Below are 26,249 nucleotides of genomic sequence, written 5' to 3' on the forward strand. Positions count from 1 at the left end.
ATGGCTCTTATGACGCGCTCTTTTACGTCTTCGATTTCAAGCCCTTTTTCGTTTGCGATAGATTCTATGATATCCGCTATTTTTTCCATATTATTTTTGCTCCGTTATTTAAAATTTGGGGGAATTTTTGAGTTAGAGGGGTATTATACAAGCTTTATACTTTTAAGAAGTTTAATGCGTTTTTTATGATGTTTTTGCTATATTCACAGATTAAATTAAAGATTTCAAAGGATTAAAAATGGAGCTAAAACTCGCTAGAACGCAACTTGACGCCAAACCGAAAACGATCTCTCTTGAAAAAATCGAAGCGGCATTTGCCAAAGATCCGCAACAAATTTTCTATTTCGACAGAGAAAACAGCCACAAACAACTCATCGCTTTGGTCGAATTTTTCGAGGAAAAGGGCCTTAGCGTCTATCACCGCACCGTTCGCTACGGCCTAGACGAAAACGACTACATGTACGAAGTGCATATTTTATAAGGCGAGTTTTGAGCAAAAAGGTATTTATCCAAACGCTAGGATGCGCTATGAACGTCCGCGACAGCGAGCATATCGTCGCCGAACTAAAAGAAAAGGAAAATTACGATTTAACGGACGATATCTCCGAGGCCGACCTCATCCTCATCAATACCTGCTCGGTGCGCGAAAAGCCCGTGCATAAGCTTTTTAGCGAAGTCGGAAGCTTTGAAAAAGTAAAAAAAGCGGGCGCAAAAATCGGCGTTTGCGGCTGCACGGCAAGCCATCTGGGAAGCGAAATTTTTAAACGAGCGCCTTACGTGGATTTCGTTTTAGGCGCGCGAAACGTCAGTAAAATTTCAGCCGCGGTTAAGACGCCTAAATTTATCAGCACCGACATAAATCACGACGAGAGCGAGTACGCATTCGGCGAATTTCGCGGCTCGCCGTATAAAAGCCACATAAATATCTCGATCGGTTGCGATAAAAAATGCACCTACTGCATCGTCCCGCACACCAGAGGCGACGAGATCTCGATCCCTGCAAATTTGATCCTGCGCGAAGTAAAAAAAGCCGCCGAGGGCGGAGCGAAGGAGATTTTCTTACTCGGGCAAAACGTAAACAACTACGGCAAGAGATTTTCGGGCGCGCACGAGAAGATCGACTTTAGCGACCTGCTCGTAAAGATCAGCGAGATAGAGGGCGTCGAGCGCATACGATTTACCAGCCCGCATCCGCTTCATATGGACGATAAATTTTTAGAAATCTTTAGTCAAAATCCCAAAATTTGCAAATCCATGCACATGCCGCTTCAAAGCGGAAACACCAAAGTCCTGCGCGAGATGAAGCGCGGCTACACCAAAGAGTGGTTTTTAGATAGAGCCGCTAAACTGCGCGCGATGTGTCCAAATGTTAGCATCTCAACCGACATTATCGTGGCGTTTCCCGGCGAGAGCGAAGAGGAGTTTGAGGACACGATGGACGTACTAGAAAAGGTACGCTTCGAGCAAATTTTTAGCTTTAAGTATTCGCCCCGCCCGATGACTAAGGCGGCGGAATTTACCAATCAAATCCCGGAAGCCGTCGCAAGCGCCCGCCTAACCCGCCTGCAAAGTCGCCACAACGAGATTTTAGACGAAATCGTCGCGGCGCAAAAAGGTAAAATTTTCGACGTATATTTTGAGGAGCTTCGCGCAAACGGCGGGGTTGCCGGCAGGAGCTTTAATAACTTTCTCGTTCAAGTCGCGGGTAGCGAAGAGCTGCTGGGCAAGACGCTAAAAGTGCGAGTGAACGACCCAAAGAGAATGGTGCTTTACGGTGAGCTCGTGGGCTAAATTTAAACGAAGCGTTTTTATAAATTTAGCCCCGCGCATTATCTATTTTTTTATTTGGATTATATTTTTAACCTGCAAAAAGAGCTTTTCTAATACAAATTTGACGAACGAGCCTTGCGTCGTGCTGTTTTGGCACGGCAGGCTAGCGCTGATGAGCTTTGCTTACGTGCACTGGTGGAAAAACGGCCAAAATCCGCAAAGAAGCGCCAAAGTTATGATAAGCGATCACAAAGACGGCGAGATCATCGCGCGCGTGATTTCGTTTTTCGGTATCGGCGCGATCAGAGGCAGTAGCTCAAAAGGAGCGGTAAAGGCCCTCGCGCAAAGCTTTAGAGAGCTAAAAAGCGGTACCGACGTCATCATCACCCCGGACGGTCCGCGCGGCCCCTATCATAGCGTCGCCGACGGTGCGGTCGTCATCGCGCAAAAGCAAAATGCGCAAATACAAATTTTAAACTACGAAGCGAGTAAATTTTGGCAGCTAAAAAGCTGGGATAAAATGATAATCCCAAAGCCTTTTAGCGAGATTTCTTATACGCTCTCTCCGCCTTTTAGCGTAACGGACATGGCGCTAGAAGACGCAAGGGAGCTAATAAAAAAGGAGATGGAAAAATGAGCTCAAAGACCGTGGTTTTGTCTATAGGAGCGCTTTTGGCGGCCGCTTTTATCTCGTTTATCACTCTTAGTCCGTCTTATAAAAACGCGCTTGGAGCCAAATTTTACTACGAAACGGGCGATTATGAAACCGCCTATAAACTTTCTAGCTCCGCTTATCACAAAGACGTCTACAACAAACTAGCCCACACCGTGATGGTGCAAAGCGAAATCTCGCAAAAATACGCCACCTATATCGCCCGCTCAAACGGCTATCTAGAAAATATCCAAAAAATCAGCAAATCAGGCAAAATAAGCAAAGCCAATCTAGATAAAATTCGCATGATGTGCGATATCGCCGTGAGCGACTACAAAGAGCTAAAGCCGTCGAATTTGGTCGATGCGGATCTGCAAGAAGAAGCAATGCGGATAAGAGATAAATTTTTAACCTTGCAAACGGAGCTATTTTAATTATATTTAATAACATTTTAGATATGATAAAAAATCGTAAATTTTAGGAGAGAGCTTGTCACTGCGCAGTTTTTTTAGCGTCTTATATCTTAGCGTCGTTATCGAGTCCAAGAAGTGCCTATTTTACGGCGAAGCATATAAGGGCTCAAAACCTCTAAAAACCGTAAAAGCGGAGTTTGATAACGACGATACCGGCGCGGTATCGGCAAAGGCAAAAGAGTATCTAAAAAATCTACAAAAAGAATATAAATGGGTTTATGTTTCACTCTTTTTTGATGCCTTATCTCAAGGCGCGGTCGGTCCTAAAAATATGAGCGCGCTTGAAAAAGCCGGCATAGATCCAAAGGAGCTAACTTTCATAAATCCGGCGCCGGGCTGGATATTTTACGTAAAAACGCAGGACGTAAAAAAGGCTGAAAATTTATTCGGCGATACGGACGTGAGCCTGCTTTATTCTCCTTTGGCTCTCATTCACGATAGGATCCTTAGCCAAAATTTAGTAGGCAAAAACGCGCTTTACGTCTATGCGCACCGCGAAATTTGTGCCATTTGCATCGTTCATAAAAATCTTTCCAAATTTGCCGCCGTCTGCAAACTAGAAGAGTCAAGCGAAGAAACGGCATTTGATAAGGTTCGAAGCAGCGAAATAGACGATTTTATCGAGAGCGTAGATGAAGACTTCGCTAATTTTGACGGCGTCGAGAGCCTAGACGAGCTGCTAAAATTAGACGGCTCGGCAGATGAGTTTGAGGATCTAGGTTATGATATAAACATGCCCGCATCCACGGACGTAGCGACCTCTGTGTCGATATTTGGCCGAGATATGAGTATGTACGGCTATATTTCGCTAGCGCTTAAGGAATTTTACACAAATCCGCTATATGAAAGCGATTTTATCGAAGACGTCGTGATTTTTGACGCTACGGAGAGAACGAGCGCTACGTTTTTACACTATTTGCAAAACGAACTTTTGGTTAAAACCGAGGTCTACCCCGTCGATACGCAAAAAATAATGACGGAACTAATGATAAAAGAGTTGAAAAATGACTAGTTACAGCTTTATAAAGCCTCAAAAAAAGCCTATTTTAAATCTTTTTAATAAAATTTGGATATTTTTGATAATCTCGGTTGTATTGATTTTTGCGGCGGTAAATTTTGCTATCGCTTTTAAAAATCAAACGTTACAAAACGAAACGCAAACGCTAAAGCAAAATATAGAGCAAACAAAACAGCGCATCAATCAAGCAGACGAATTAGCCGAGCTTTTAAAGCAAAGGCAAGACGTTGCGGCTCAGATAGCTTCCTCAAACGCGCTTTTAAAGCAAAGCGTGCGAAATTTACTAGACCTAGTTCCCCAAAGTATAACTTTAGAAGAAATTTCTATGGACGAAAATTCACTCGTCGTAAAAGGAACTACGCCTAGTCGAGATGTTTTTAATATGCTACTGGCTACGCCACTAAAATCGATTTTTAGCACGTCAAACACCTCTTTTTACCAGCTGCCTAACGGCTGGTTAAATTTCATCAGTACAAACAAAACAGATAACTCCGAGGGTCAAAATGAGTAAAGATAGAAGTTTGCAAAATATAGATGTTACTAAACTACTCATATATATACTCGTCTTTATCAGTGCTTGCCTTATTATGATTTTTGGTTTTTTGGTTCCAAATATCCAAGAATACAAGCGGATAAAATACGATAACCGAGTACAAAGTACCGCCTCAACGCAGATAAATCAGGTTTATAACGGTAAGCAAGAGGCGCTAGACAAACTAAAATCGGATAACAAAGCGGCGCTGGATGCTTTTGAAAATAAATTTGATGAAGGTAAATTCGTAACATTCGTATCGCAGTATCTAGACTCGGTAGTGTCTAAAAATAGCAATATATCTCAAAGCGAGCCGTTTTTGATAAACGAGCTAAAGATAACCGCGACGATAAAAACTCCGTCCAGACTTTACGACTTTATAGACGCGTTACGGAGCTATGAAAACGTCGTCAAAATCGACTTTCCTATCGAAATGCAAAAAGACGGCGACAAGATAAGCGCAGCATTTAACGTCAAAATCTACGGCTTAAGATAAATCAAACCCGACTTTATTATTTCTCGCTAAAATCTCTTTAAAATATTTAGAGCAAGGATAAAAAATGATTAAATTTAATAATGCCGCCATCGCCTCGGCGACTGCGATTTTAAGGGATTATCTTAACGGAACGGCAAATTTTTTAGCCTCTAGAAAAGCTGCAAAATCGGAGCTAACGAAACTCACGCCGGCAGATTTTAAAAACGTGCGCGCAAATTTGCTAAATTTAGGCTTTAAGAGCGAGTTTATCGACGAAAATGCCGCCGAGCTATCAGAAATCCTGCGCGGTATCCTAACTGCCGAGCGCCCGCAGCTGCCAAAAGATCACCCCGTAGCTATCTACATCAGCGAAAACGACGCCGCGCGCGAGCTAATCGCAAAGGCAAAAGAGCTGCTAAAAAAGAAATTTATCAAAAACGAATGGCTTGAAATTTACGACAAACTAGGCGGCTTTAATAGGACGCACTTTGCCAGAAAACAGCACCAACTCTACTCGATGCTCGAAAACAAGGGCTTTGACCGCCCGTCGCGCTTTATGTGGAGCTTTGATAACAAGGTCCGCGACGGTATTGCCGCAGCGCGCGAGCTGCTAGAGGAAGGCAAGGCAGACGAGTTTATCGCGGCTCAGCACGAGATCTACGAAAATCTACTCGACCTGCTCGCACGCGAGGAGGCGGCGCTCTATCCGACGTCGCTGGAGCTAATTAGCGAAGATGAGTTTCGCGCGATGAGACGAGGAGATGACGAGATCGGATATTTTCTCATCGAAAAGCCGAGCGAATTTTATCCGTTAAATTTAGACTCCGGCGGCGACTCGAAGTCAAATTTAAAGGACGTAAATTTGCAAAGCGAATCAAATTTGAGCGCTGTAAATTTGCAAAACGGCGACCTAAACGAAGCGGTTTTAAATCCGAATTTCCTCAAAGAGCTGTCAAATTTGATGAGCAAATACGGACTAAATCCAAATGCAAACCGCGATAAAAACGTAGTTTTTGACGTCGCTACGGGCAAGCTCACGCTAGAGCAAATCAACCTCATTTATAAGCATATGCCCGTCGATCTCTCCTTCGTCGATGAAAACGAGATCGTGAAATTTTACACCGACACCAAGCACCGCGTATTTCCGCGAAGCGCGGGCGTCATCGGACGCGACGTAAAAAACTGCCACCCGCGCGAGAGCGTAGCTAACGTGCTAGAAATCATCGACGCCTTTCGCAAGGGCGAGCGCGACGAGATCGACTTTTGGCTGGAGCTTCACGGCAAATTTATCTACATCTACTACGCCGCCGTGCGCGACGAAAACGGCGTATTTAAGGGGGTACTAGAGATGATGCAAGACGTCACGCGCATCCGCAGCCTAGAGGGCAAACGCACGCTAGTGACGTGGGACGATCTAAAGAAAAAATACGGGGAGTGATGATAACGGCTTGCGAAATTTAATTAAGACCGCTTGACCCTTATCGCCCAATTATAATTTCGGGCGTGAATTTATCGAAGATTTAGGGCGCTTGCCTTTTTGTATATTTACGCCTACGCCTTTTGCGCGACGATTCGGGGCTATTTTTGCAGATACCGATATTTTCGTAAGCGGTATTTAAGGATGTTAGCGCGGCATATTTAGTACCAAACCGAGTTTTAAGCCGCCTTTTTTAAGATAAAGCGGCGATATCTAGTTTTTGTGTAAGGACGCTTAAGCCGGCCGTCTAGCACCGTTAAATCTAAAGCTACCGCAAAGAAAGCATTAGCGTCTTTTTAAAATTCAAGTATCTTTTATCGCAGGTTCGCACCCAAAACGCAGACGTCTAAAAAAGCTCCTCAAATAGCGCAAGATCCGCTCGTGAGGCAAATAAAAATCCGCGATTTATCGGCGGGATAGCAAGCCGCCTGCACGCTTCTTTAAATTTTTTATCCATCGCTGGCTTAACGTAAGGCGTTACAAAGATAAATTTTACGCCCGCGCCGACGGCTACCTTGCCGCCTAGCACGCAGCGAGCGCCGCTTTCTAGGCAGCGCGCGCATTCGCTTCGCTGAGCTGAGCTCAGAACGAGCCCTAGCCGCTTGCAGGCAAGACCCACGCCGCGAAGCTCGTTTGCGCCTCGTTTTACGAGATAAATTTTAGGTGCGGGATTAGAAATTTCGGGAGTTAAATTTAGCGCATCGGTCGCCAAAAACTCAAAGCTCTTTTTTACGCCGCTAAAGTATTCGTCCAAAAACGGCTCGCTAAATTTAGCGCGAATAAATCCGCGCTTAAACCGGTCCGTTAAATTCGTCTCGTCGGTGAAGTATTTTAGGTTTCGCTCACGCAAAAACCGCTCCAGCTCGCACTTTCGCACGCCTAGAAGCGGACGAGCGATCACGTAGTCATCGCGAGATTCGAGCTCTTGCATGCCTAGCAACTCGCTAAGTCCCGCGCCGCGCCCAAGCTGCATCAAAAACCACTCGAATTTATCGTCAAACTGATGCGCTAAGATCAAATTTTCATATCCCTGCTCGCGGCAAATTTGGCCAAAAAAATCATATCTGGTCGCGCGCGCCTCGTGCTCGAAATTTGACGCACCCAGACGCACGCTTTTTACGTAGATTTGTTTGTTAAATTTGGCCGCCAAGTCCCGCGCCGAGGCGACCTCGTCTTTGCTCTGCGCGCGGACGTTATAATCCACGATCGCAAGGTCAAATTTCACGCCCGCCTCGTCTAAAAGATAAAAAAGCGCCGTGCTATCGACGCCGTGCGAAAAGGCAAGCAGATTTCGCCCCGATTTTAGCTTATGCAAAACGGGCGCGCTTAGCATTTTAGGCCTTTGCCGTGATCTTGCCTAGCGCCTGGGCGCCCGCTACCTGCGTGATCTCGCACCAGTAGCGACCGCCGGTTTCTAGCTGCTCCACGTCGCTTTCGTTGATCAAAATTTCGCCGTCGATGTCTTTGTCCCACAGTGCCTTTTTCGCGGCGTAAAACATCTCGCCCTCGCTGCTTTCGCCCTCTAGCGAAACGATAAATTTCTTGCCCAGCTCCTGCGCGAAGCTCGCCTCGATCGCGGCTCGAGTAATCTTTTCGATCTTGCTTAGGCGCTTTGAGATGATTTTGGCGGACACCTGCTCCATTTCATACGAGAGCGTGTCCTCCTCTTTCGAATAAGCAAACGCCGAAACGCGGTCAAATTTAAACTCCTGCAAAAACGCGCAAAGCTCGTCAAATTCGGCTTCGCTCTCGCCAGGGTGCCCGACGATGACGCCCGTTCGCAAAAACGCATCAGGCGCGCTTTTCATCAAATTTAAAAGCTCTTTGATCCGCGCCGCACCGCTTCCGCGCCTCATTATTTTTAGCATTTTATCGCTTGTGTGCTGGATAGGCATATCAAAGTAGTTCGCAAACACCGGCGAGGCGATGATGCGCTCAATTAGCGCGTTTGAGGTCGTGCTCGGGTAGAGATAGAGTATGCGCGCGGTTTTGACGCCCTCGATCTTTTCGACCGCGTCGATGAGAGAGATGAGCCCGTCGCTAACCGCGTGATCGCGCATATACGAGCTACTGTCCTGCGAGAGGAAACTAAAGTCGTAGTAACCCTTTTTTACGAGTTTTTGCACCTCATCTATGATGTTTTCGAGCGCGCGTGATTTTAGCTTACCTTTAAAGGTCGGGATCGCGCAGAAGCTGCATTTTTGATTACAGCCTTCTGAAATTTTGATGTAGGCATGGTAGTTTGAGCCCGTTATCACGCGCTCTTCGCTTGCTTGCAGGTAGGTGTCCGGGCTAAATAAATTTTGCTTTTTTAGGATGATTTCATCGATCTTGTCGTAGTCTCCGACGCCGGTAAATAGATCGACCTCGGGCAGCTCCTTCATCAGCTCCTCGCGGTATCGCTGCATCAGACAGCCCGTGACCACGAGCAATGAGCCTTTTTTGCGCGCTTCGTGCATATCCAGGATCGCGCGGATGCTTTCTTCTTTTGCCGAATTTATAAAGCCGCAGGTGTTTACGATGATGACGTCGGCCAAGGCCACGTCGGGCGTGATCTCGTAGTTTGAGAGGCGTCCGAGCATGATTTCAGAATCCACCAGATTTTTGTTACAGCCTAATGATACTAAGTGAAGTTTACCCATCTTATACCCACAGATTGTCGATCAGACGCGTTTTGCCCACGTACGCGGCGACTAGGATGATGGTATTACTTGGCTCTATTAGCGAGATTTCGTTTAAATTTCTATCCACGATCGCGACGTAGTCGACGTTTAGCGGCTCTAGGGTTTGTAGCATCTCGCCTTTTATCGTTTGTGCGCTTGGCTCGCCGGCCGCGATCAAATTTGAGGCTTTTTTAAGCGAATGAGAAAGCTTAAGCGCCTCTAGCTTTTGCCCCTCGTCTAGGTAGGCGTTTCGCGAGCTAAGCGCCAGTCCGTCGGCTGCGCGAACGATCTCACAAGGCACGATCTCTAAATTTAAAAAACAGGTTTTTACGAAATTTCGCACGATGAGCAGCTGCTGCGCGTCCTTTTTGCCCATATAGACTCGCTTTGCGATTGTTATATTAAAGAGCTTATTTAGCACGCGAAGCACGCCGTCAAAGTGCCCGGGACGAGTCTTGCCCTCAAGCACGCTTGCTAAATTTTCAGGCGCGCTAATTAACGGCTCGGTATCAAAATATAGCTCCCTAGCCTCAGGCGCAAACATCGCATGTACGCCCAGCTCCTCGCAAATTTTAGCGTCGTTTTGTTCGTTTTTGGGATAGCTATCAAAGTCCTCGCCGGCTAAAAACTGCGCCGGGTTTACGAAGGTCGAAACGATCGCGGTTTTGTTTTCTGCTACGCACTTTTCTATGAGGCTAGCGTGCCCATCGTGAAGCGCGCCCATCGTAGGTACGAAGCCGATATTTTCGGGATTTGCCGCGACAAAATCTCGCAGCTGTTCTGCTGTTTTTAAAATTTGCATTTTCTCTTCTTTATGTTTAATTTTAACGCGCGATTATAGCAAATTTTATCTTTACTCTTACAAATATGTTATAATCACGCCAAAAAGCACAAAAAAGGTCTTAAATTTTGGATAATTACGAATACACGGAACTCCTAAAAACACTAAACACAAAAGTAGAAAATATCGCTGGCGTCGTAAAGCCTGAAAGCATCAAAGCTCGCCTAAAAGAGATCGAGGAGCTAGAAAACGATCAAAATTTCTGGCAGGATATCGCAAAAGCAGGCGCCATCGGCAAGGAAAAAACGAAAATTTCAAATATCTTAAACAACTTCCTAAACGCCAAAAGCGCCGTAGACGACGCAAAGGATCTATACGAGCTGGCAAACTCGGAAAACGATGAAGAGACGATAAATTCGCTCTTTGCCGAGGCGGACGAGCTTGAAGATAAGATCGTAAATTTAGAGATTTCTATGCTGCTTAGCGGCGAGGACGACGGCAAAAATGCCATCGTCACTATCCACCCGGGCGCTGGCGGTACGGAGAGTAACGACTGGGCTAGCATGCTATACCGCATGTATCTGCGCTTTTGCGAGCGCGAGGGCTTTAAGGTCGAAACCCTGGACTTCCAAGAGGGCGAAGAAGCAGGACTAAAAGATGTGAGCTTTATCGTTAAAGGCGTAAACGCCTACGGCTATCTAAAGGCCGAAAACGGCATCCACCGACTCGTGCGAACCAGTCCGTTTGATAGCGCGGGTCGCCGCCATACGAGCTTTACTAGCGTGATGGTGAGCCCGGAGATCGATGACGACATCGAGATAGAAATCGACGAAAAAGACCTAAAAATTGACACCTACCGCGCAGGCGGAGCAGGCGGCCAGCACGTAAATAAAACCGAGTCCGCCGTGCGTATTACCCACGCGCCTACGGGCATCGTCGTGCAGTGCCAAAACGACCGCAGCCAGCACAAAAACAAAGCCACCGCGATGAAAATGCTAAAATCGCGTTTGTACGAGCTAGAGCTAATGAAGCAGCAAGAAGCCGCCGGCAGTGTCGAAAAAAGCGAGATCGGCTGGGGACATCAGATCCGCTCATACGTGCTTTTCCCGTATCAGCAGGTTAAAGACAACCGCAGCGGCGAGGCATACAGCCAAACCGACGCGATACTGGACGGCGATATAAAAAAGCTCATCGAGGGCGTTTTGGTAAGTCAAAAAAGCATAAACTAGAAAGGAAAAATATGGAAATTTCAGCTCTTTTAAACCAACTAGGCTACAACGAAAACGACGCGACCGCCGCGCAGGTTAAGCGCATCCTAAACAACTGCGACGGGTTAAATTTAAGTAGCATTATCACGCTAAACGACCACCTAAAACCGCTCGGCGGCTTTGTTGCGATGAGCGGCAGCGAGGACGTGTTTAAGATAAAAAACGCGGGCAAAACGCCGGGTGCGCTAAACGTGATCGAAAACTGGGCTGAAAAAAACAAGATAAATATAAAAAAAGTAAATGAAACTACGCACTACATACTAGGAAAAAACATATGAAGAACTACGATATCATCGTCATCGGCTTTGGCAAAGCAGGCAAAACTCTCGCCGTAAAAGCCGCAAATTTAGGCAAAAAGGTCGCCGTGATCGAAAAATCGGCGCAGATGTACGGCGGAACGTGCATAAACGTCGGCTGCATCCCGACAAAAAAGCTAGTAAATTTAAGTAAAGAAGCGCAATACGTAAATAACAACGTCGCGGGCGAATACTTTACGCTAAGCATCGAGAAAAAAGACGCTCTCGTCTCCGCGCTTAGAGCTAAAAATTTCGCGATGCTTGACGGCAACGCAAACATCGACGTGATAAACGGCACGGCTAAATTTATGGATAAAAACAGCGTCGAAGTCACGTCCCCTGACGGCGCAAAAAGCGTACTTACCGCGCCTACTATCGTTATAAATACGGGCTCGGTTAATGAAAAACCAAGCTTTGAGGTTAGTTCAAATTTGGCTTACGACAGCACGGGGATTTTAAGCCTAAAAACGCTTCCAAAACACCTAGTAGTCGTGGGCGGTGGATACGTCGGGCTTGAGTTTGCCTCGATGTTTGCCGAATTTGGCTCAAAAGTCACTATCATAGCTCGCTCGGGCGTGCTAAAAAACGAGGACGAAGACGTAAAACAGAGCGTAAAAGCGCTGCTACAAACGCAAGGCGTCGAAATTTTAGAGGGTTGCGAAGTTAAAAATTTAAAAGATTGCGCGCTAATTTTTACCCAAAACGGCGAAACCAAATGCCTTGAAGCAGACGCGTTTTTACTAGCGACCGGACGAGTAGCTGCGAGTAGGGAGCTAAATTTAAGCGCGGCAGGCGTACAGACGGACGCCAAAGGAAACGTGCTTGTAAACGAGTTTTTGCAAACCGCCCAGCCGCATATCTACGCAGTAGGCGACGTTCGCGGCGGCGAGCTTTTTACATACACGAGCTTAGATGATTTTCGCATCGTCTTTGATAAGCTTTTTGGCGCGGGCAAACGCAGCACGCTAAACCGCTCGCCTCACGCCAGTACGCTTTTTACCGAGACTCCGCTAGCTAGCATCGGGCTAAACGAGAAACGAGCGACGGCTCAAAATTTAGATTTTAAAGTCCTAAAGCTCCCGCTAGCAGCAGTCCCCGGCGCAAAGGTAGTCGGCAACGAAACTGGATTTTTAAAAGCGATCGTGGAGGCAAAAAGCGGTAAAATTTTGGGCGCGGCGTTTCACTGCGTTTACGCAAACGAGCTTATCAACGAGATAGCCGTTGCGATGGCTCTTGGCGCGGGCGCTGATTTTTTCAAAAATCAGATTTTTACGCATCCTAGCATCAGCGAAGCGCTAAATGATTTGTTTGGACAATTTCAATAAACACAAAGGATAGAAAATGAAAAATTTACTTCTTGCCTTTATCGGGTTTTTGTTCGTGGGATGCGCAGCCTCAAGCGGCGGCGGAGCGGCGAGCGATAACGCTGATTACGACTTTAACAAACGAGCAATCGATATACTAAAACCAAAATGCGAAAAGGGTAACTACTCGGCTTGCAACGACCTAGCCATCAGCTATCAAAATCTAAAAGACCATAAAACGGCGCAAAAATACTACGATAACGCATGCCAAAACAACTATCAGCTAGCTTGCACCAACCTAGCTAATATGTATCAATTAGGCCTTGGCGTAGACAGGGATAAAAATAAAGCTTTGGAGATCTTTAACGCCTCTTGCACGAACGGAGGGGCGATATCTTGCTACTATCTAGGCGACTTATACCGCTCCGGCGACGAGGGCAAAGAGCCTGACTACGTCGCGGCCATGAGCGCATACGAAAGAGGTTGCAAACTAGGAGACATCCCGTCATGCACGAATACAGCAGTGCTATACGAACACGGCCTAGGCGTATCGCAGGACGAGTCAAAAGCCAGAAACATCTACCGCTCGGCGTGCTTTAGCGGAGATTCGTCCGCATGCGACAATCTAAAAAGAATGGGCAGAAAACGCTAAATTTAAGGAGCCGAATTTACTACGGCGGGTCAAATTTGGCTCGCCTTTTTTAAATCGGTCACGTCAAATCTAACTTCAAATTTACTTGCCAAAAACTCCGTAAAAACTAAAAAATACCTGCTAAATTTAACGCCGCGCGCCCATAAATTTAACTCTGCAAATTTACCTTCACGATACGCGGTAAATTTCGCTTGCTTGGCTAACGCTGCGTAATTTGAGCGCATTTAAAACAACAATCCTTTGTCGCAAATAACAAAAGAAACAACACTAGATTTGAGTAAATTTAAAAAGCTAGAAAATAGGGGCTTAGATTTAAGCCCCAGAAAATGTAGGTTTAGAGTAAAATTAAAATTTATAAGATACGTTAATCTTAAAGTTTCTGCCCGGCTCCCAGTCTACATAGTTTGGATCGCCTGTATAATCAGCCGTTCTTTGAGACTGCGAAGCGTATGCTTTGTTAAAGAGGTTATAAATTCCGGCATTTATCTCTAGCCCTTTAAATTTACCGCTGCTTGGCGCATAGGTAGCGTAGATGTCGCTAACTGCGTAGCTTGGTATCTTGACGTTTTCATTATCGCCGGCCGATATGGTATTTTTTGAAGCGAAGTAGATTAGGTTGTAGCCTATTAGCGTATCGATGCTAGAAAATGCGTACTCGGCGTTAAATGTATATTTATCGCCCTGATCGCGGTAGCCGATGACGTTTGAGGTGTAGTAGCCGCCGCTTGCCTTAGCGACCCTATCTTTATATTTTACATTTTGGTGGGTGTAGCTAGCAGCTAGGCTCAGCGCGTCTAAATTTAGCCTTGCAAGTAGCTCGACGCCGCTTATATCGGCTCCGCCGGCATTTTTTCTAATCATTATCGGATTTGTTCTACCACCTGCTGCGTTATTATCGACTATTAAATTTTTATATTTTGTCATGAAATATTTTGCAGATAAGCTATATGAGCTAGCTTCATTTATATCGCCGTGGTATTTAAGACCAGTTTCGTAGCTGTTGCCAGTTGTAGGTTTCAGATCTTTGTTTGCTTCCCAGCTTCTGCTTCCACCTGCCATCATCGACTCCATAACGTCAGGCCCTCTAAAGACTCTTGCATAGCTTGCAAATGCGTTAAGACCTTTAAGGATCTCATAGTCGAGCGCAAGCGCCGGGGTAAATTCATCAAATTTATAGGTATAACTCTTTACGTTTCCGGCTCTACCATCGTAGCTTTTTAACTCGTGACGAGTGTATCTGATACCAGGAGTAACGGTTAGCGAGCCAAAAATTAGCGCGTCTTCTGCGTAGATTGAGTAGTTATTTACCTTTTCAGGATAGTTGTTATTCGGCTTATTAAAGTTTTTACTTTGATAAAACTCGGCTCCGTATCTAAGCGTCTGCGTCAAAGCGCCGGTCTCGACTACGCTTTTAGCCTTTGTATTTATACCGTTTGTCTCTACGCCCCATTTTGAATCATCAATCCTTTGATGTCTCGTGTTATAAGCCGTCACGTCTAAATTTAAAAGATCGCTTGGTTTATACTCGTATTTTAGCGTCGTCGTATCGCGCTCGTATTTACGATTATCGACGCTATTTGAGCCGCTATACCAGCTGCCAAATTCTGCTCTTAAAGGATAAAGACCTTTAAATTCATTGTGCTCTCTTGAGATAGAAATTCTATGCGCGTCAAGGAAGCTGTAACCAAGCTTTAAAAGATAGCTAAGGTCATTTCCGTCGCCGCCTATCTTTCTTTTGTTGCCGCTTTTGCCGTAGTCGTAGCCCTTGTGATTAATAGCGGCTATAAAATCAAGTCCTTCAACCGGCGCGGTAAAGATCATAAGGCCTTGCGAAAATTCGTCGTTGTTTGAGGCGTAGCCCGTTTTGATTTTTGCGCCGATGATTTCGCCCTCTTCCAGCAGATCTCTAGCGTCCACCGTTTTAAAGGCGACCGAACCGCCAAGCGCGCCCGAGCCGTTTACTACTGATCTTGAGCCAACCTCGACATCGACTGCTTTTATAAGATCCGGATCTATAAGCAAGTCGGCGTTATGGTGAAAGGTATTTCCGTTTTGTTTTGCGCCGTCTATCGTGATATTTAGACCGCGGTCGCTAACGCCCCTCATATAAATTTTTTGATTCATGCCGTTCGTGCCGCCTACGTAAACGCCGGGAATATCTCTCATCACGTCTTTTACTAGGCCGGCGTTTCTCGTGCTTATCTTTACGTCGTCCACGCCGTAGCCGCCGCCGGTGCTGGTTACTTCTACGCCGCTTAGCGTTACGTTTTCAGCGGCATTTGCGCCGATAGCTAGAGCCGCTACGAAAGAAATTTTCGCAACGTTGTTAAAACTCATTTTTTCTCCTCTTTAAATTTATTAAATTTTGAGCCGATATTAGAAAAATATTTAAATTTTGTTTTCTTCATCTTGCACAGATTTTGAAAACGAATATTACAATTTTGAAGCTAAATTTAAAATAAATATATTAAAACAGCTTTTTTATTCGTTATTGACAATAAATACCATAATCTGATATAATTGCGCGCAAATTTTTATAAAAGGTAATAAATGGAATTTCTCAAACACAACGTCGATTACGTTATCATCGGTATTTTAGGGCTTATGAGTTTTACGGTAGTGTGGCTTACGATAGAGCGCTTGATCTTTTACGCAAACGTTAAATTTGAAAACTACAAGAATCAAGACGACTTTGAAGAGAGCGTAACCAGAAATTTAACAACGCTTTATATCGTTTATTCAAATGCGCCGTATATCGGGCTTTTGGGTACGGTTGCGGGCATCATGGTAACCTTTTACGACATGGGTATGAGCGGCGGCATCGATACTAAAAGCATCATGGTCGGCCTGTCTCTAGCGCTAAAAGCAACCGCGCTAGGCCTAATCGTCGCGATACCGACGCTAATGATCTACAACGCGTTTATGAGAAAAGTGGACGTACTCGTAAACCGCTACAAGGCTTCACGTGAGAATGCCTAAAAAAGAGGGATTAAACGTAATCCCGCTCATAGATATTATGCTCGTTTTGCTAGCTATCGTGCTTAGCATCTCTACCTTTATCGCTCAGGGTAATATTAAAATCGACCTGCCAAACAGCGAGAGCGCGGAAAAAAAGCAAGACGAAAACGACAAAATCGCCGTTTTAATTAATAAAGATAATGAATTTTTTATAGGCGAAGAGAAGATTGCCGAGGAAAATTTAAAAGAAAAGCTAAACGAGATAAAAAACGAAACGTTAATAGAGCTCAAAAGCGATAAAGAGAGTAAATTCGACTCGTTTATCAAGGTTATCGACATACTAAAAGAAAAAAATCATGAAAACTTCGCTATCACGACAACAACTGAATAGACGCGCCAGCTTTACGGGGCTTGGCGTCTCTATCCTGTTACACTCCGTTCTTATCGGCTCTTTTATCAAATTTTACGACGAGCTGAAGCCGATGCCGGAAGAAAAAAGCGTTAAAATAGCGTTAAACACCTTTACTCCGCCAGCAGCTCCGCTCCCGCCGGCACCAACTCCGCCTACCCCGCCGCCTCCGGCACCGCCTGCGCCTCCTCCGCCTGAACCGGTCGTCACTCCGCCGGAACCGCCAAAACCGGTCGAGCCGCCTAAGCCGATAGAAAAGCCAAAACCAGTGGAGAAACCAAAGCCGATAGAAAAGCCTGTGGAAAAACCGAAGCCAAAGCCAAAACCTACGCCAAAGCCGGTTAAAAAGCCTGAGCCTGAGCCGCAAGTAGTGCAAGCGCCTCCGACTCCCGCACCGCCTACTCCTACGCCGCCGTCGCCGCAGCCAAGTCCTACTCCGTCGAAGACTAGCTCAAATTTACCGCCTAGCGGAGCGGAGACGGTCGGAGAGTTTAACTTCTCGACATCAGCCGGCGATGAGAGATTTGCTAAAATCCAAAGGGCGATACAAAAGCACCATAAATACCCTAAACGCGCCCAAAAAATGCGCCATCAGGGCGTAGTAGAGGTTAGCTTTTTGTTCAAAAAAGACGGTAGCGTCCGCGACGTAAAAGTAATAAAAAGCTCAGGCTTTGAAACGCTAGACGAGGCTGCAGTCGAGCTTATAAACCGCGCCGCGCCGGACTTTCCTACGCTTGATCGCGACTACGTCATCAAAATCCCGGTTAGCTACAAGCTCACGTAAATTTAAGCCGTTTTTGCGGCTTAAATTTTACCTTTTGATTTTACAAATTTGATGCAAAAACCAAAAGGATTTTTTAGTAACAGGCGTAAACAAACCGTTCTAGTTATCAATTGAGCGCCGCTAAATTCAGTCGCAATCAAATCAAATTGGACGCCGTAACAAGAATCAAAATTTGCCAAAACTCGCTTAACCGGCCAATTAAATTTACGCCGGATTTAGCCAACGCCATTAGTTCAAATTTATACCGAGCGATCTCGCCAAATTTTACTTAAACGCCCTTTTATACGAGTTTTCTATTAGCTCAGAGCATCCTAGTTCGCTCATCGCAGCTTGCGCGAAATTTGGATTTCGCAGCAGCTCTCTGCCGTATGCCACCGCGTCGCAAACGCCGCCTAGCAGTAGCGCCTCGCCCTCGGACGCCTTTGTTATGAGTCTGGCCGCGATCGCCGGGATGCCGACTGCCTGCTTTACGGCCTTGGCGTAGTCCGCTTGATAAAGCGGCGTAAATGCCGGCGCGCTATCCGTGCGCTCAAGGAGTCCGCACGCCCAGACGTGGATAAACGCTGCGCAAAGGAGCTCGAGCTCCCTAGCCAGCCGCACGCTATCTTATAGGCTCCAGTCGCCCTCTACCCAGCTTTCCGCGCTTATGCGCACGCCGACGGGATTTGTACCGCGGCTTTTATTTCGGTTAAAATTTCTTTTAAAAATCTCGTGCGATTTTCGAAGCTCCCGCCGTATTCGTCGTCTCTCAGGTTGATCCCCGGCGATAGAAATTCGCTGATGAGATAACCGTGCGCGGCGTGGATCTCGATCGCGGCGTATCCTGCGCGCTGGGCTCTAATCGCAGCCTGAACGAAAGCTTGCTTGACCGAGACGATGTCGTCCGCGCTCATCTGCCTCGGCGTTTTGTAGCTCTCGCTAAATTTCAGAGCGCTAGGCGCGATCAGATCATCGCACTCGCTTTTTCTGCCGGCATGCGCGAGTCAGACAGCCATTGCGGCGCCCTGTTTGACGCACTCTTTGACGAGTCTGGCGTGCGCCTCTAGCTGCTCGTCGTTCCATAGCCCCAGATCGCGGCTCGTGATCCTCTGCCTCTAGGCTCTACCGCCGTGGCCTAGACGATGATGAGCCCGACACCTCCCAGCGCCCGTGCGGCGTAGTGCAAGCGGTGAAAGCATCTAGGGCAGCCGTTCTCGTTTTTGGCCTTATACATGCACATCGGCGGCATCACTATGCGGTTTTTGATCTCTAGATCGCCGATTTTTAGCGGCGTAAAAAGCAAACTTTGCATGAAAAATCCTTTAAAGATTATTTGCGGTTATTTTAGGATATTTGTTTAAATTTATTTAGTTGAGCGGCAAATTTTAGCAGCCGCCTGCGAGTGAATGAGATTGTAAGGGCTAAAGCATAAATCAACTATCAAGACGCGCGCGGTAAGAGCCTATGCTGGTTCCCGCCAAATTTGAATTTACTCGCCGCCGTTAAAAATAGAAGTAAAATACCCATCTATATCCATGCCATCTTTTTTATCTACTTTAGTATTGGTTTACGCCGACATCCCGCCATAGCGAACAAACTTTGCCTTATTAAGGCTAATTTTTCTCACATCCTCGCGCCATCCATCCCAGCGGTAAAGCTCGAAAATTTAGATATATTACCGCAAAGCACCCGGTAAAAAAACTGCGAGTAGCCAAGCTGCGTATCCTCCCATTCGCCGTTAGCGGGAGCGCAGTAAAAGACATTAGGGGCTTTACCATTAAATGCGCCGCCGTTTATCGCGGAAAATCAGCCTAAAACATCGTCTGCCGCGAGCAGATAGCTAGGCATCTGCCCTGCTTCGCTAAAGTTTTTGCCAAGGCTAAAATCGTAAATTCTACGCTTCATCTGCTCGCATCCTGAGCTAAGCACGCGCAGTTAGCTGCCGTCTATCACGATGCTGCCGCTCACATAGGCAAACGCACCCATGGGCGACCGAGTGGCTACTTGAAGCCCCAAAAGTTCACTTTGAGCCCTGCTCTCGTCACGCGGTAAAATTTCACTCGTTTTTAGCTTATTTAGCCGCTCTTCGACCAGCTCCTAGCCCGGCTTATTTGCGTCTATGAGCAGCTCTAAAGCTCTCATTGCAAGTTCTTGCGATAAATTTAATGAAATTTAAAAGAAGATTTTGGCGAGTCTCCCCGCCAAATTTATATTTGTAGATTACTTTGCGTCCCAAGCTAGGATCGTGTTGCCCTCGGCGTCGGTAGCCACGTCGCCCATGCCCATGATGTTGTAGCCGCAGTCGACGTAGTGCACCTCGCCGGTTACGCCGCTAGCTAGGTCGCTAAGCAGATACATCGCGCTATTGCCGACGTCTTGCGTCGTGACATTGCGTTTTAACGGGCTATTTACTTCGTTATAGCGTAAAATCATCCTAAAATCGCCGATCCCGCTTGCAGCAAGCGTTTTGATAGGACCTGCGCTGATAGCATTTACGCGGATATTTTTAGCACCAAGGTCGTGCGCTAGGTAGCGAACCGAGCTTTCAAGTGCCGCTTTGGCAACGCCCATTACGTTGTAGTGTGGCACAAATTTTGGTCCGCCAAGATATGTAAGAGTTAGCACCGAGCCGCCCTCTTTTAGCACCGGCAGCACTGCGCGCGTGAGGCTCAGTAGCGAATACACGCTCGTGCCCATCGCGATATCAAAGGCTTCCTTGGTCGTGTTTACAAACTCGCCTTCTAGCGCTTCTTTTGGCGCATAGGCCACGGCATGCACAACGAAATCTATCTCGCCGAGATCCGCTTTGATGCGATCCGCAAGGCCGTCTAAGTGAGCTGGGTTATTTACGTCAAGCTCATAGACAAATTTGCTCCCAAACTCCTCCGCGATCGGTTCTACGCGTTTTTTTAGCGCGTCGTTTAGGTAGGTAAACGCCATCTGCGCACCCTGCTCGTGGCAAGCTTCGGCGATGCCGTAAGCTATTGACTTGGCGTTAGCGACGCCGACGATGAGGCCTTTTTTGCCTTTTAAAATCATTATTTCTCCTTTCTATTTTTGCTTGGCTTTTAAGCGCTTTTTGGCGATTTTGTTAAAATTTTGCTCGGCAGACTATTTTTGCTTCGTTATACTCGCAACTGCAAGCAGAAGTCTAGCCTACGCAAATTTTAACTGCAAAGCCCCAAAAATCATCTCAAAATCCTTCGCAATTTGACTTAAAAATTTGTAATTCAAATTTGAAACCAAATTTGATAGCGGCAGTATCGCGAAGCTAGACTAGGCGACTTAAAATTTTGCAATCCAAATTTAACAAAACGTCAAATTCTAAACGTAAATCAGCAAGCGGAAATATCGCTAGGCGGATTTAAATGTTTTGAAGTAAATTTTGTCCCAAGACTAGGCATGTAGCATGTAGCCTGTCGCAGAGCAAAATTTACAAAATCATTTAAAGACGTCAGCAAGATGACGTGCTAATAAGTTCCAAAAAACTAGAGGCGTCCCAGCTCGCCGTACCTACTAACACTCCATCGCAGTTCTCGATACCCGCTATCCCGCCGATATTTGCGACATTTACGCTGCCTCCGTAAAGTAGCGGCGCTCTCGTCTGCTCGCGGATGAAATTTAAAATCTCCTCTATCTGCTCCGCGCTCGCGCTCCTGCCCGTGCCTATCGCCCAGATTGGCTCATAGGCGATCAGCAGCCGCTCGTAGCTAAGGTCGATATTTTTTAGCTGCCCCGCCAAAAACTCCTTCGTGCCGCCAGCTTCGTTCACGCTCAAATTTTCGCCGATGCAGTAGACGATCTGCCAGCCCGCCTTTACGGCAAAATCAAATTTAGCTCGCAAAAGCTCCTCGCTCTCGCCAAGCTCGCGCCTTTCGGAGTGCCCGATCAGCACGCTTTTTACGCCAAACTCGTCCAGCATCGCCTTGCCGATCTCGCCGGTGTGAGCGCCACTTTCGCACGGATAGAAATTTTGCGCACCGAGTTTAAATTTATGAGGCGCAAGATCAAGCGCGCTAAACGGAGGGAAAACCGTCACGTCGTCGTTTGAGCTTAAATTTGCGTCTAAAATTTGAGCGTATTTAGCAAAGCTCGCTCTGGTGTGATTGCACTTTAAATTTGCTAAAAACCTCACTCCGCAGCCTTTCTAAGCGGTTTTATGCCAGGTAGCTCCTTGCCCTCGATAAGCTCCAGACTTGCGCCGCCACCTGTGGAGATAAAGGTCATCTCGTCGGCATCTCCCGCGCGCTCGACGACGTCGGCCGTATCGCCGCCGCCAACGACCGTAGTCGCGTGAGTGTCGATGATAGCGTGGCTCATTTTGATGCTACCTTTGCTAAATTTATCCATCTCAAAAACGCCCATCGGCCCGTTCCACCAGATGGTTTGCGCGTCGGCGATGACCTCTTTAAAGAGCCTAATCGACGCAGGCCCGATATCTAGCCCCATCCAGCCGCTCGGAATCTCTTGGGCGGGGACGAATTTAACGGCGCTTTCTGCCGAAAAGGTCTGGGCTGCGACGACATCTACTGGCAGGTAAATTTTAACGCCAAGCTCCCTGCCCTTGCGTAAAATTTCGCGCGCGTCCTCGATGAGATCCTCTTCGAGCAGCGAATTTCCGATATTTTCGCCGAGCGATTTTAAAAACGTAAAGGCCATGCCGCCGCCGATTATCAGCTTATCCACGCGCGGAAGCAGGTTGTGCAGGGCTTGCAGCTTACCGCTTACCTTGCTGCCGCCGACGACCGCCACAAACGGGCGCGCGGGGTGCTTGATGAGATTTTGAGCGAAATTTATCTCTTTTTGTAGTAAAAATCCCGCCGCCTTGTGCTTCTCGTCGTAAAATTTAGTGATCGCTTCAACCGATGCGTGAGCTCTGTGACAGACGCCGAATGCGTCGTTTATGTAAAATTCGCCGTATTTAGCGAGCTCGGCGGCTAGCGCCTCGTCGTTTTTGGTTTCGCCCTTTTCAAATCGCAAATTTTAAATAAGTAAAATTTAGCCCCGTTTTATCGCAGCGACTTTGGCTTTGGCGTCCGCGCCGACCACGTCCTCGGCAAATATCACGTCTCTATCAAGCAGCCTTGAAAGCCTCTTTGCCACGCCTCGCAGCGAAAATTTCTCCTCAAAGCCGTTTTTAGGACGTCCTAAGTGGCTAGCCAAAACCACGCTGCAACCGTTATCCAGGCAGTAGCGGATCGTAGGAATCGCCGAGCGGATACGGCGGTCGTCGGTGATGTTTAAAAACTCGTCCATCGGCACGTTAAAATCGCACCTAACAAATACCTTCGTGCCGCCGAGCTCAAGATCGTTGATCGATAAAATTTCACTCATTTTTCACCCTTTAAATTTACTTCGTAGCCACGATCTTAGCTAGATCGACGAGTCTTGTCGAGTAGCCCCACTCGTTGTCGTACCATGCAAAGACCTTCACCATATCATCAGCGATTACCTGCGTAGTGTCGCTAGCTACGATGCTGCTATATGCGCTCGTGCAAAAGTCGCTGCTAACTCTATAATCGTCATCGACGAATAAAATTCCCTTTAAATTTGACTCCGCAGCCGCTCTAAACGCCTCGTTTATTTCATCTTTGCTAGCTGGTCTTTTTAAAACTGCCGTTAGATCGACCATAGAGACGTTTGCAACCGGTACGCGCACGCTTTGACCGTGCATCTTGCCGTTTAGCTCGGGAAGTACTTTTGCGATCGCTTTTGCGGCTCCGGTGGTCGTAGGCCCGATATTTAGAGCCGCAGCGCGCGAGCGGCGGAAGTCTTTGGCCTTTACGTCTACCAGGCTCTGTCCGTTGGTGTAGGCGTGGATCGTGGTCATGAGCCCTTTTACGATGCCGAATTTATCGTTTAGCACCTTTGCGACGGGCGCTAGGCCGTTTGTGGTGCAGCTTGCGTTTGAGACGATCGCTTCGCCTGCGTATTTATCGTCGTTTACGCCGACTACGAACGTCGCCGTGTCATCTTTTGCCGGAGCGCTCATAACGACTTTTTTGATGCCACGAGCTAGATAGGGCTCGCACTTTTCGGTAGTTAAAAATTTACCAGTGCACTCTAAAACCACGTCCGCGCCGTAGTCTGCGTAGCCTAGCTCGTTTAGATCTCTTGTTGAAAAAACTCTTATCTTTTTGCCGTTTACTTCTATAAAATCGTCGCTTATCACCTTAACGTCTTGCTTAAATTCGCCGTGCACGCTGTCGTATTTGAGCAGATAGCGCGTCATATCGCGCGTCGCCGTGTCGTTGATAGCGACAAGCTCAACGTCATCTCGCTCTAAAATAATACGAGCAGCGCACCTGCCGATACGTCCAAAACCGTTGATCGCGATTTTTACCATGTTTAGCTCCTTGTGCTAGATTTTCCGGTCGCTTTTCTAGAGCGCCCAGAAAGGTTATTTTCGTACTTTTAGCTTTTTGCGCGTTAAATTTACCCGCCTTTGCTCGTCGCGAAACGCGTAAATTTAAACCGCCCTAAAGCCCGCCTTTTGCAAATTTAGCCCTACACGGACGCCAAAAGCAAGCCCGTCAAAGCCCAAAAATCCCCAAATTTTACAAAATCTCCATTTAATTTGCGCTTTATCGGCGATTTTTTTGATTTTCAACCGAAATTCACTTCAAATTCGCTAAACTGCACCGAAATTTTAAAGGCAAATTTATGAAAATCGCGCTTTTTGGCGGTAGTTTCGACCCGCCTCATCTAGGGCACGACGCCGCCATCAGAGCCGCGCTAGAGCGGCTAGACGCGGATAAGCTCATCATCATGCCGACCTTTATCAGCCCGTTTAAGAGCGAGTTTTCAGCCCCGCCGATACTTCGGCTAAGGTGGGCGAACGAGGCTTGGAGCACGCTAGCTAAAGTCTGCGTGAGCGACTACGAGATAGCGCAAAATCGCCCCGTACCGACGATAGAAAGCGTGCGGCATATACGGCAAATTTACGCCGTGAGCGAGCTTTACCTCATCATCGGCGCCGATCATCTGGCAAGCCTGGATAAATGGCACGAGATAGACGAGCTCTTTAAACTCGCGACCTTCGTCGTAGCTAGCCGCGGCGACGTAGCCGTGCCTGAAAATTTTAAAATTTTAAACATAAACGAGCCCGTTTCGTCCTCGCAAATCAGGCAAAATTTAGACAAAAGCCTGATGATACCATGCATAGCGGACGAGGCGGCGAAATTTTACCAAGGAAAAACATGCAAGAAAGAATCGAACGAATCATCAAAATCCTAGACGCCAAAAAGGCCGAAGCCATCGAAGCTATCGATATGAGCGGGCGCGAATACATCGCAAAATGCGTCATCATCGCTACCACGATGGGCGAGCGCCACGCCTACTCGCTAACGGACGACCTAAAAGAGGGGCTAAAGGACGAGGGCGAGCAGTTTTTAGGCATCGAAAGCTCAGGCGACTGGGTCGTGATCGATCTGGGCGACATACTCATCCACCTCATGAGCGCGCAGTACCGCGCGAAGTACAATATCGAAGAGTTTTTAAGCAAGCTAAAAGAGGCGAAAGCCTAAGCAAAATTTAGCTTGCAGCACGTATAGCGTTAAATTTGCCTAAAGCGCAAAGCGGACGGCAAATTTGACTAAAGCCGCAACCGCCATAAACGGTAAATTTGCTTGATCTCGCAAAGGCTACGCGCTTGATATTTGAGCCAAAAGCGACGCGCAGGCTTTTACCATTATTTAAATTTGACCGGTTTTAGAAAGTTATTTTTGGACGCGATTTCGCCGGGCGGCTCCGGGCTAGCAGCAAGGCGGCTCGTCTCGCGATCGTCTTTACGGAGCTAGTAAAAATTTAGCCTTATAGGCTACATACCTTATCTTTGCTAAATTTTTACGTCACTTCTGCTTGCAGTTGCGACCGTAAGGGAAGCCCCCCAAAAAAAATCCATCTCGCGATACTTCGCACTATCCACGTAGAATTTAAACCCCAAAATCGAGTCTAAATTCCAAAAACATTTTTAAGCCGTAGCCGTCAAATTTGACGCTTTTTACGGCGCTTTGGTTTTACAAAAACGGGCAAAAAGGAGCTAAATTTGAACTTTTTAATACGCAAAAGCAACCGATTTTTGAGCGCTACGGTCAAGGCAGTTTTAGCGGCCAAATTTAAAAGCCGACTACCGCGAGTTTTTCCTACTTTTTTAGCTATTATTTTATAAATTAAAAGCCTGCCTTAAATCTATTTTTTATATAATCGATCAAAGTCAAGATAAAGGATTCTTATGTTTAGAAAAACTTTTGCTTTATTGGTTGCGCTCTTTGCGGCGCATTTGTTTGCGGGCGACGCGTACTCGCACACGAGCGAGTCAGCCCGAAAGGGCATAGCGCAGGCTCAAATCGCGCTTCCAAAAAACGTCACGGGCGGCGATATTTACGTCGGACTTTTTAAAGACGCCCCAAAGACGCAGGCCAAAGCGCCGGTAGTAGTTTTCCTGCACGGCTCGTCCGGTATCAACAACAAAATAGGCCTTGACAAATGGCAAGAGTGGCTCGCAAAAGAGGGCATAGCAAGCTTTATGTTTGATAGTATGGCTCTAGAAAACAGGATAACGTACAAATCTCCTGCGGATAAGGAAATTTATGAAAAGGTTCATTCGCTGCGCTCTAGCGAAATCAAAATCGCCCTGGACGCGCTAAAAAGCACGGAATGGGTGGATACGAGCAAGCTGTTTTTAGCCGGCACCAGCGAAGGCGCGGTGGCTGTAGCCAGATACGACGGCAAGGACTTTTTGGGCAAGATTATAAAC

At 46.8% G+C, this 26,249-nt stretch carries 28 protein-coding genes and 3 pseudogenes; 19 read left to right on the forward strand and 12 right to left on the reverse strand.

Annotated elements, in window-relative coordinates; translation table 11 throughout:
- From RYL88_RS03050 to RYL88_RS03090, 9 genes are all read left to right on the forward strand, one after another.
- On the forward strand, window positions 1-189 hold a 189-nt coding region (locus tag RYL88_RS03050), incomplete at its 5' end, for a hypothetical protein (protein ID WP_314988908.1).
- A gap of 49 nt (window positions 190-238) precedes the next feature.
- The gene (locus RYL88_RS03055) at window positions 239-481 is read left to right on the forward strand and encodes an HP0268 family nuclease (protein WP_122873392.1); all 243 of its coding nucleotides are present in this window, start codon (window positions 239-241) and stop codon (window positions 479-481) included.
- The gene (miaB, locus tag RYL88_RS03060; protein WP_297967446.1) at window positions 478-1,791 is read left to right on the forward strand and encodes a tRNA (N6-isopentenyl adenosine(37)-C2)-methylthiotransferase MiaB; all 1,314 of its coding nucleotides are present in this window, start codon (window positions 478-480) and stop codon (window positions 1,789-1,791) included. The genes RYL88_RS03055 and miaB overlap by 4 nt, the downstream gene beginning before the upstream one ends.
- The gene (locus RYL88_RS03065; RefSeq protein ID WP_314988909.1) at window positions 1,775-2,407 is read left to right on the forward strand and encodes a lysophospholipid acyltransferase family protein; all 633 of its coding nucleotides are present in this window, start codon (window positions 1,775-1,777) and stop codon (window positions 2,405-2,407) included. Before miaB ends, RYL88_RS03065 begins: the two co-directional genes overlap by 17 nt.
- Entirely contained in the window at window positions 2,404-2,856 is a 453-nt protein-coding gene (locus RYL88_RS03070) for a hypothetical protein (protein ID WP_314988910.1), read from the forward strand. Before RYL88_RS03065 ends, RYL88_RS03070 begins: the two co-directional genes overlap by 4 nt.
- A 55-nt stretch (window positions 2,857-2,911) precedes the next feature.
- Window positions 2,912-3,907 carry a hypothetical protein gene (locus RYL88_RS03075; RefSeq protein ID WP_314988911.1) on the forward strand — a complete coding sequence of 332 codons (996 nt, stop codon included), beginning with the start codon at window positions 2,912-2,914 and terminating at the stop codon, window positions 3,905-3,907.
- Window positions 3,900-4,424, forward strand: a complete 525-nt coding sequence (locus tag RYL88_RS03080) for a hypothetical protein (protein ID WP_314988912.1) — start codon at window positions 3,900-3,902, stop codon at window positions 4,422-4,424. Before RYL88_RS03075 ends, RYL88_RS03080 begins: the two co-directional genes overlap by 8 nt.
- Window positions 4,417-4,941: a hypothetical protein gene (locus tag RYL88_RS03085; protein WP_295141589.1), complete on the forward strand. Its 525-nt coding sequence runs from the start codon at window positions 4,417-4,419 to the stop codon at window positions 4,939-4,941. Before RYL88_RS03080 ends, RYL88_RS03085 begins: the two co-directional genes overlap by 8 nt.
- 64 nt (window positions 4,942-5,005) lie before the next feature.
- On the forward strand, window positions 5,006-6,358 hold the full coding sequence (locus RYL88_RS03090) for a PAS domain-containing protein (protein ID WP_314988913.1): 1,353 nt from the start codon (window positions 5,006-5,008) through the stop codon (window positions 6,356-6,358).
- Between the two features lie 385 nt (window positions 6,359-6,743).
- Here the strand turns inward: RYL88_RS03090 and tilS are convergent, their stop codons facing one another.
- The 3 genes from tilS to panC are packed head-to-tail and all read right to left on the reverse strand — an operon-like array spanning window position 6,744 to window position 9,862.
- Window positions 6,744-7,730, reverse strand: a complete 987-nt coding sequence (gene tilS / locus RYL88_RS03095; RefSeq protein WP_314988914.1) for a tRNA lysidine(34) synthetase TilS — start codon at window positions 7,728-7,730, stop codon at window positions 6,744-6,746.
- Window position 7,731: 1 nt separating this feature from the next.
- On the reverse strand, window positions 7,732-9,039 hold the full coding sequence (gene rimO / locus RYL88_RS03100) for a 30S ribosomal protein S12 methylthiotransferase RimO (protein WP_314988915.1): 1,308 nt from the start codon (window positions 9,037-9,039) through the stop codon (window positions 7,732-7,734).
- A gap of 1 nt (window position 9,040) precedes the next feature.
- On the reverse strand, window positions 9,041-9,862 hold the full coding sequence (gene panC / locus RYL88_RS03105; protein WP_314988916.1) for a pantoate--beta-alanine ligase: 822 nt from the start codon (window positions 9,860-9,862) through the stop codon (window positions 9,041-9,043).
- A 107-nt stretch (window positions 9,863-9,969) separates the two neighbouring features.
- Here panC and prfB point away from each other — a divergent pair, with 107 nt between their 5' ends.
- Genes prfB through RYL88_RS03125 form a run of 4 tightly spaced genes read left to right on the forward strand, consistent with a single transcriptional unit; the run spans window position 9,970 to window position 13,361 of the window.
- Window positions 9,970-11,070: a peptide chain release factor 2 gene (prfB, locus tag RYL88_RS03110; protein WP_314988917.1), complete on the forward strand. Its 1,101-nt coding sequence runs from the start codon at window positions 9,970-9,972 to the stop codon at window positions 11,068-11,070.
- Window positions 11,071-11,081: 11 nt separating this feature from the next.
- Window positions 11,082-11,387: a type II secretion system protein gene (locus tag RYL88_RS03115; protein ID WP_314988918.1), complete on the forward strand. Its 306-nt coding sequence runs from the start codon at window positions 11,082-11,084 to the stop codon at window positions 11,385-11,387.
- Window positions 11,384-12,730 carry an FAD-dependent oxidoreductase gene (locus RYL88_RS03120; RefSeq protein WP_314988919.1) on the forward strand — a complete coding sequence of 449 codons (1,347 nt, stop codon included), beginning with the start codon at window positions 11,384-11,386 and terminating at the stop codon, window positions 12,728-12,730. Before RYL88_RS03115 ends, RYL88_RS03120 begins: the two co-directional genes overlap by 4 nt.
- 16 nt (window positions 12,731-12,746) lie before the next feature.
- Window positions 12,747-13,361, forward strand: coding sequence for a tetratricopeptide repeat protein (locus RYL88_RS03125; protein ID WP_314988920.1), 615 nt, complete (start codon window positions 12,747-12,749; stop codon window positions 13,359-13,361).
- A 29-nt stretch (window positions 13,362-13,390) separates the two neighbouring features.
- Here RYL88_RS03125 and RYL88_RS03130 read toward each other — a convergent pair whose 3' ends face one another.
- Together RYL88_RS03130 and RYL88_RS03135 are read right to left on the reverse strand one after the other, a co-directional pair.
- The gene (locus RYL88_RS03130; RefSeq protein ID WP_314988921.1) at window positions 13,391-13,585 is read right to left on the reverse strand and encodes a hypothetical protein; all 195 of its coding nucleotides are present in this window, start codon (window positions 13,583-13,585) and stop codon (window positions 13,391-13,393) included.
- 121 nt (window positions 13,586-13,706) lie between these two features.
- On the reverse strand, window positions 13,707-15,698 hold the full coding sequence (locus tag RYL88_RS03135) for a TonB-dependent receptor (RefSeq protein WP_314988922.1): 1,992 nt from the start codon (window positions 15,696-15,698) through the stop codon (window positions 13,707-13,709).
- 213 nt (window positions 15,699-15,911) lie between these two features.
- Between RYL88_RS03135 and exbB the strand changes: the two genes are divergently transcribed.
- The 3 genes from exbB to RYL88_RS03150 are packed head-to-tail and all read left to right on the forward strand — an operon-like array spanning window position 15,912 to window position 17,512.
- Entirely contained in the window at window positions 15,912-16,340 is a 429-nt protein-coding gene (gene exbB / locus RYL88_RS03140; RefSeq protein WP_002950017.1) for a TonB-system energizer ExbB, read from the forward strand.
- Window positions 16,333-16,710 (forward strand): TonB system transport protein ExbD, encoded by a 378-nt coding sequence (gene exbD, locus RYL88_RS03145; protein WP_002950018.1) that lies wholly within the window; start codon window positions 16,333-16,335, stop codon window positions 16,708-16,710. Before exbB ends, exbD begins: the two co-directional genes overlap by 8 nt.
- Window positions 16,676-17,512, forward strand: a complete 837-nt coding sequence (locus RYL88_RS03150; protein ID WP_314988923.1) for an energy transducer TonB — start codon at window positions 16,676-16,678, stop codon at window positions 17,510-17,512. Before exbD ends, RYL88_RS03150 begins: the two co-directional genes overlap by 35 nt.
- 264 nt (window positions 17,513-17,776) lie before the next feature.
- On the opposite strand, the pseudogene RYL88_RS03155 reads toward RYL88_RS03150, so the two are convergent.
- From RYL88_RS03155 to RYL88_RS03185, 7 genes and pseudogenes are all read right to left on the reverse strand, one after another.
- Window positions 17,777-18,803, reverse strand: a pseudogene (locus RYL88_RS03155) (NADH:flavin oxidoreductase/NADH oxidase).
- 311 nt (window positions 18,804-19,114) lie between these two features.
- Window positions 19,115-19,585 (reverse strand): annotated as a pseudogene (locus RYL88_RS03160) (DUF2625 family protein).
- A 126-nt stretch (window positions 19,586-19,711) separates the two neighbouring features.
- Entirely contained in the window at window positions 19,712-20,530 is an 819-nt protein-coding gene (gene fabI, locus RYL88_RS03165) for an enoyl-ACP reductase FabI (RefSeq protein ID WP_314988924.1), read from the reverse strand.
- Window positions 20,531-20,945: 415 nt separating this feature from the next.
- Window positions 20,946-21,626, reverse strand: coding sequence for a triose-phosphate isomerase (locus tag RYL88_RS03170; protein ID WP_314988925.1), 681 nt, complete (start codon window positions 21,624-21,626; stop codon window positions 20,946-20,948).
- Window positions 21,623-22,825 (reverse strand): annotated as a pseudogene (gene pgk, locus RYL88_RS03175) (phosphoglycerate kinase). The gene RYL88_RS03170 and the pseudogene pgk overlap by 4 nt, the downstream one beginning before the upstream one ends.
- Window positions 22,826-22,841: 16 nt before the next feature.
- Window positions 22,842-23,837 (reverse strand): type I glyceraldehyde-3-phosphate dehydrogenase, encoded by a 996-nt coding sequence (gap, locus tag RYL88_RS03180; protein WP_314988926.1) that lies wholly within the window; start codon window positions 23,835-23,837, stop codon window positions 22,842-22,844.
- Window positions 23,838-23,960: 123 nt separating this feature from the next.
- Window positions 23,961-24,101 (reverse strand): hypothetical protein, encoded by a 141-nt coding sequence (locus RYL88_RS03185; RefSeq protein WP_314988927.1) that lies wholly within the window; start codon window positions 24,099-24,101, stop codon window positions 23,961-23,963.
- A 53-nt stretch (window positions 24,102-24,154) separates the two neighbouring features.
- Between RYL88_RS03185 and nadD the strand changes: the two genes are divergently transcribed.
- The 3 genes from nadD to RYL88_RS03200 all read left to right on the forward strand — a co-directional run.
- Window positions 24,155-24,727: a nicotinate (nicotinamide) nucleotide adenylyltransferase gene (nadD, locus tag RYL88_RS03190; RefSeq protein ID WP_314988928.1), complete on the forward strand. Its 573-nt coding sequence runs from the start codon at window positions 24,155-24,157 to the stop codon at window positions 24,725-24,727.
- Window positions 24,691-25,017, forward strand: a complete 327-nt coding sequence (gene rsfS / locus RYL88_RS03195; RefSeq protein WP_009492759.1) for a ribosome silencing factor — start codon at window positions 24,691-24,693, stop codon at window positions 25,015-25,017. The genes nadD and rsfS overlap by 37 nt, the downstream gene beginning before the upstream one ends.
- 707 nt (window positions 25,018-25,724) lie before the next feature.
- The coding region (locus tag RYL88_RS03200) for a dienelactone hydrolase family protein (RefSeq protein ID WP_369011027.1) at window positions 25,725-26,249 on the forward strand (525 nt) is incomplete at its 3' end.

Origin of the sequence: uncultured Campylobacter sp., assembly GCF_963517995.1 — a bacterium.
Taxonomy (GTDB): Bacteria; Campylobacterota; Campylobacteria; order Campylobacterales; family Campylobacteraceae; genus Campylobacter_A.

Coding starts and splice junctions, on each gene's coding strand:
- RYL88_RS03055 (WP_122873392.1), top strand. CDS start 239: ATGGAGCTAAAACTCGCTAGAACGCAACTTGACGCCAAACCGAAAACG.
- RYL88_RS03070 (WP_314988910.1), top strand. CDS start 2,404: ATGAGCTCAAAGACCGTGGTTTTGTCTATAGGAGCGCTTTTGGCGGCC.
- RYL88_RS03080 (WP_314988912.1), top strand. CDS start 3,900: ATGACTAGTTACAGCTTTATAAAGCCTCAAAAAAAGCCTATTTTAAAT.
- RYL88_RS03085 (WP_295141589.1), top strand. CDS start 4,417: ATGAGTAAAGATAGAAGTTTGCAAAATATAGATGTTACTAAACTACTC.
- RYL88_RS03090 (WP_314988913.1), top strand. CDS start 5,006: ATGATTAAATTTAATAATGCCGCCATCGCCTCGGCGACTGCGATTTTA.
- tilS (WP_314988914.1), bottom strand. CDS start 7,730: ATGCTAAGCGCGCCCGTTTTGCATAAGCTAAAATCGGGGCGAAATCTG.
- rimO (WP_314988915.1), bottom strand. CDS start 9,039: ATGGGTAAACTTCACTTAGTATCATTAGGCTGTAACAAAAATCTGGTG.
- panC (WP_314988916.1), bottom strand. CDS start 9,862: ATGCAAATTTTAAAAACAGCAGAACAGCTGCGAGATTTTGTCGCGGCA.
- RYL88_RS03115 (WP_314988918.1), top strand. CDS start 11,082: ATGGAAATTTCAGCTCTTTTAAACCAACTAGGCTACAACGAAAACGAC.
- RYL88_RS03120 (WP_314988919.1), top strand. CDS start 11,384: ATGAAGAACTACGATATCATCGTCATCGGCTTTGGCAAAGCAGGCAAA.
- RYL88_RS03125 (WP_314988920.1), top strand. CDS start 12,747: ATGAAAAATTTACTTCTTGCCTTTATCGGGTTTTTGTTCGTGGGATGC.
- RYL88_RS03130 (WP_314988921.1), bottom strand. CDS start 13,585: ATGCGCTCAAATTACGCAGCGTTAGCCAAGCAAGCGAAATTTACCGCG.
- RYL88_RS03135 (WP_314988922.1), bottom strand. CDS start 15,698: ATGAGTTTTAACAACGTTGCGAAAATTTCTTTCGTAGCGGCTCTAGCT.
- exbB (WP_002950017.1), top strand. CDS start 15,912: ATGGAATTTCTCAAACACAACGTCGATTACGTTATCATCGGTATTTTA.
- exbD (WP_002950018.1), top strand. CDS start 16,333: ATGCCTAAAAAAGAGGGATTAAACGTAATCCCGCTCATAGATATTATG.
- RYL88_RS03150 (WP_314988923.1), top strand. CDS start 16,676: ATGAAAACTTCGCTATCACGACAACAACTGAATAGACGCGCCAGCTTT.
- fabI (WP_314988924.1), bottom strand. CDS start 20,530: ATGATTTTAAAAGGCAAAAAAGGCCTCATCGTCGGCGTCGCTAACGCC.
- gap (WP_314988926.1), bottom strand. CDS start 23,837: ATGGTAAAAATCGCGATCAACGGTTTTGGACGTATCGGCAGGTGCGCT.
- nadD (WP_314988928.1), top strand. CDS start 24,155: ATGAAAATCGCGCTTTTTGGCGGTAGTTTCGACCCGCCTCATCTAGGG.
- rsfS (WP_009492759.1), top strand. CDS start 24,691: ATGCAAGAAAGAATCGAACGAATCATCAAAATCCTAGACGCCAAAAAG.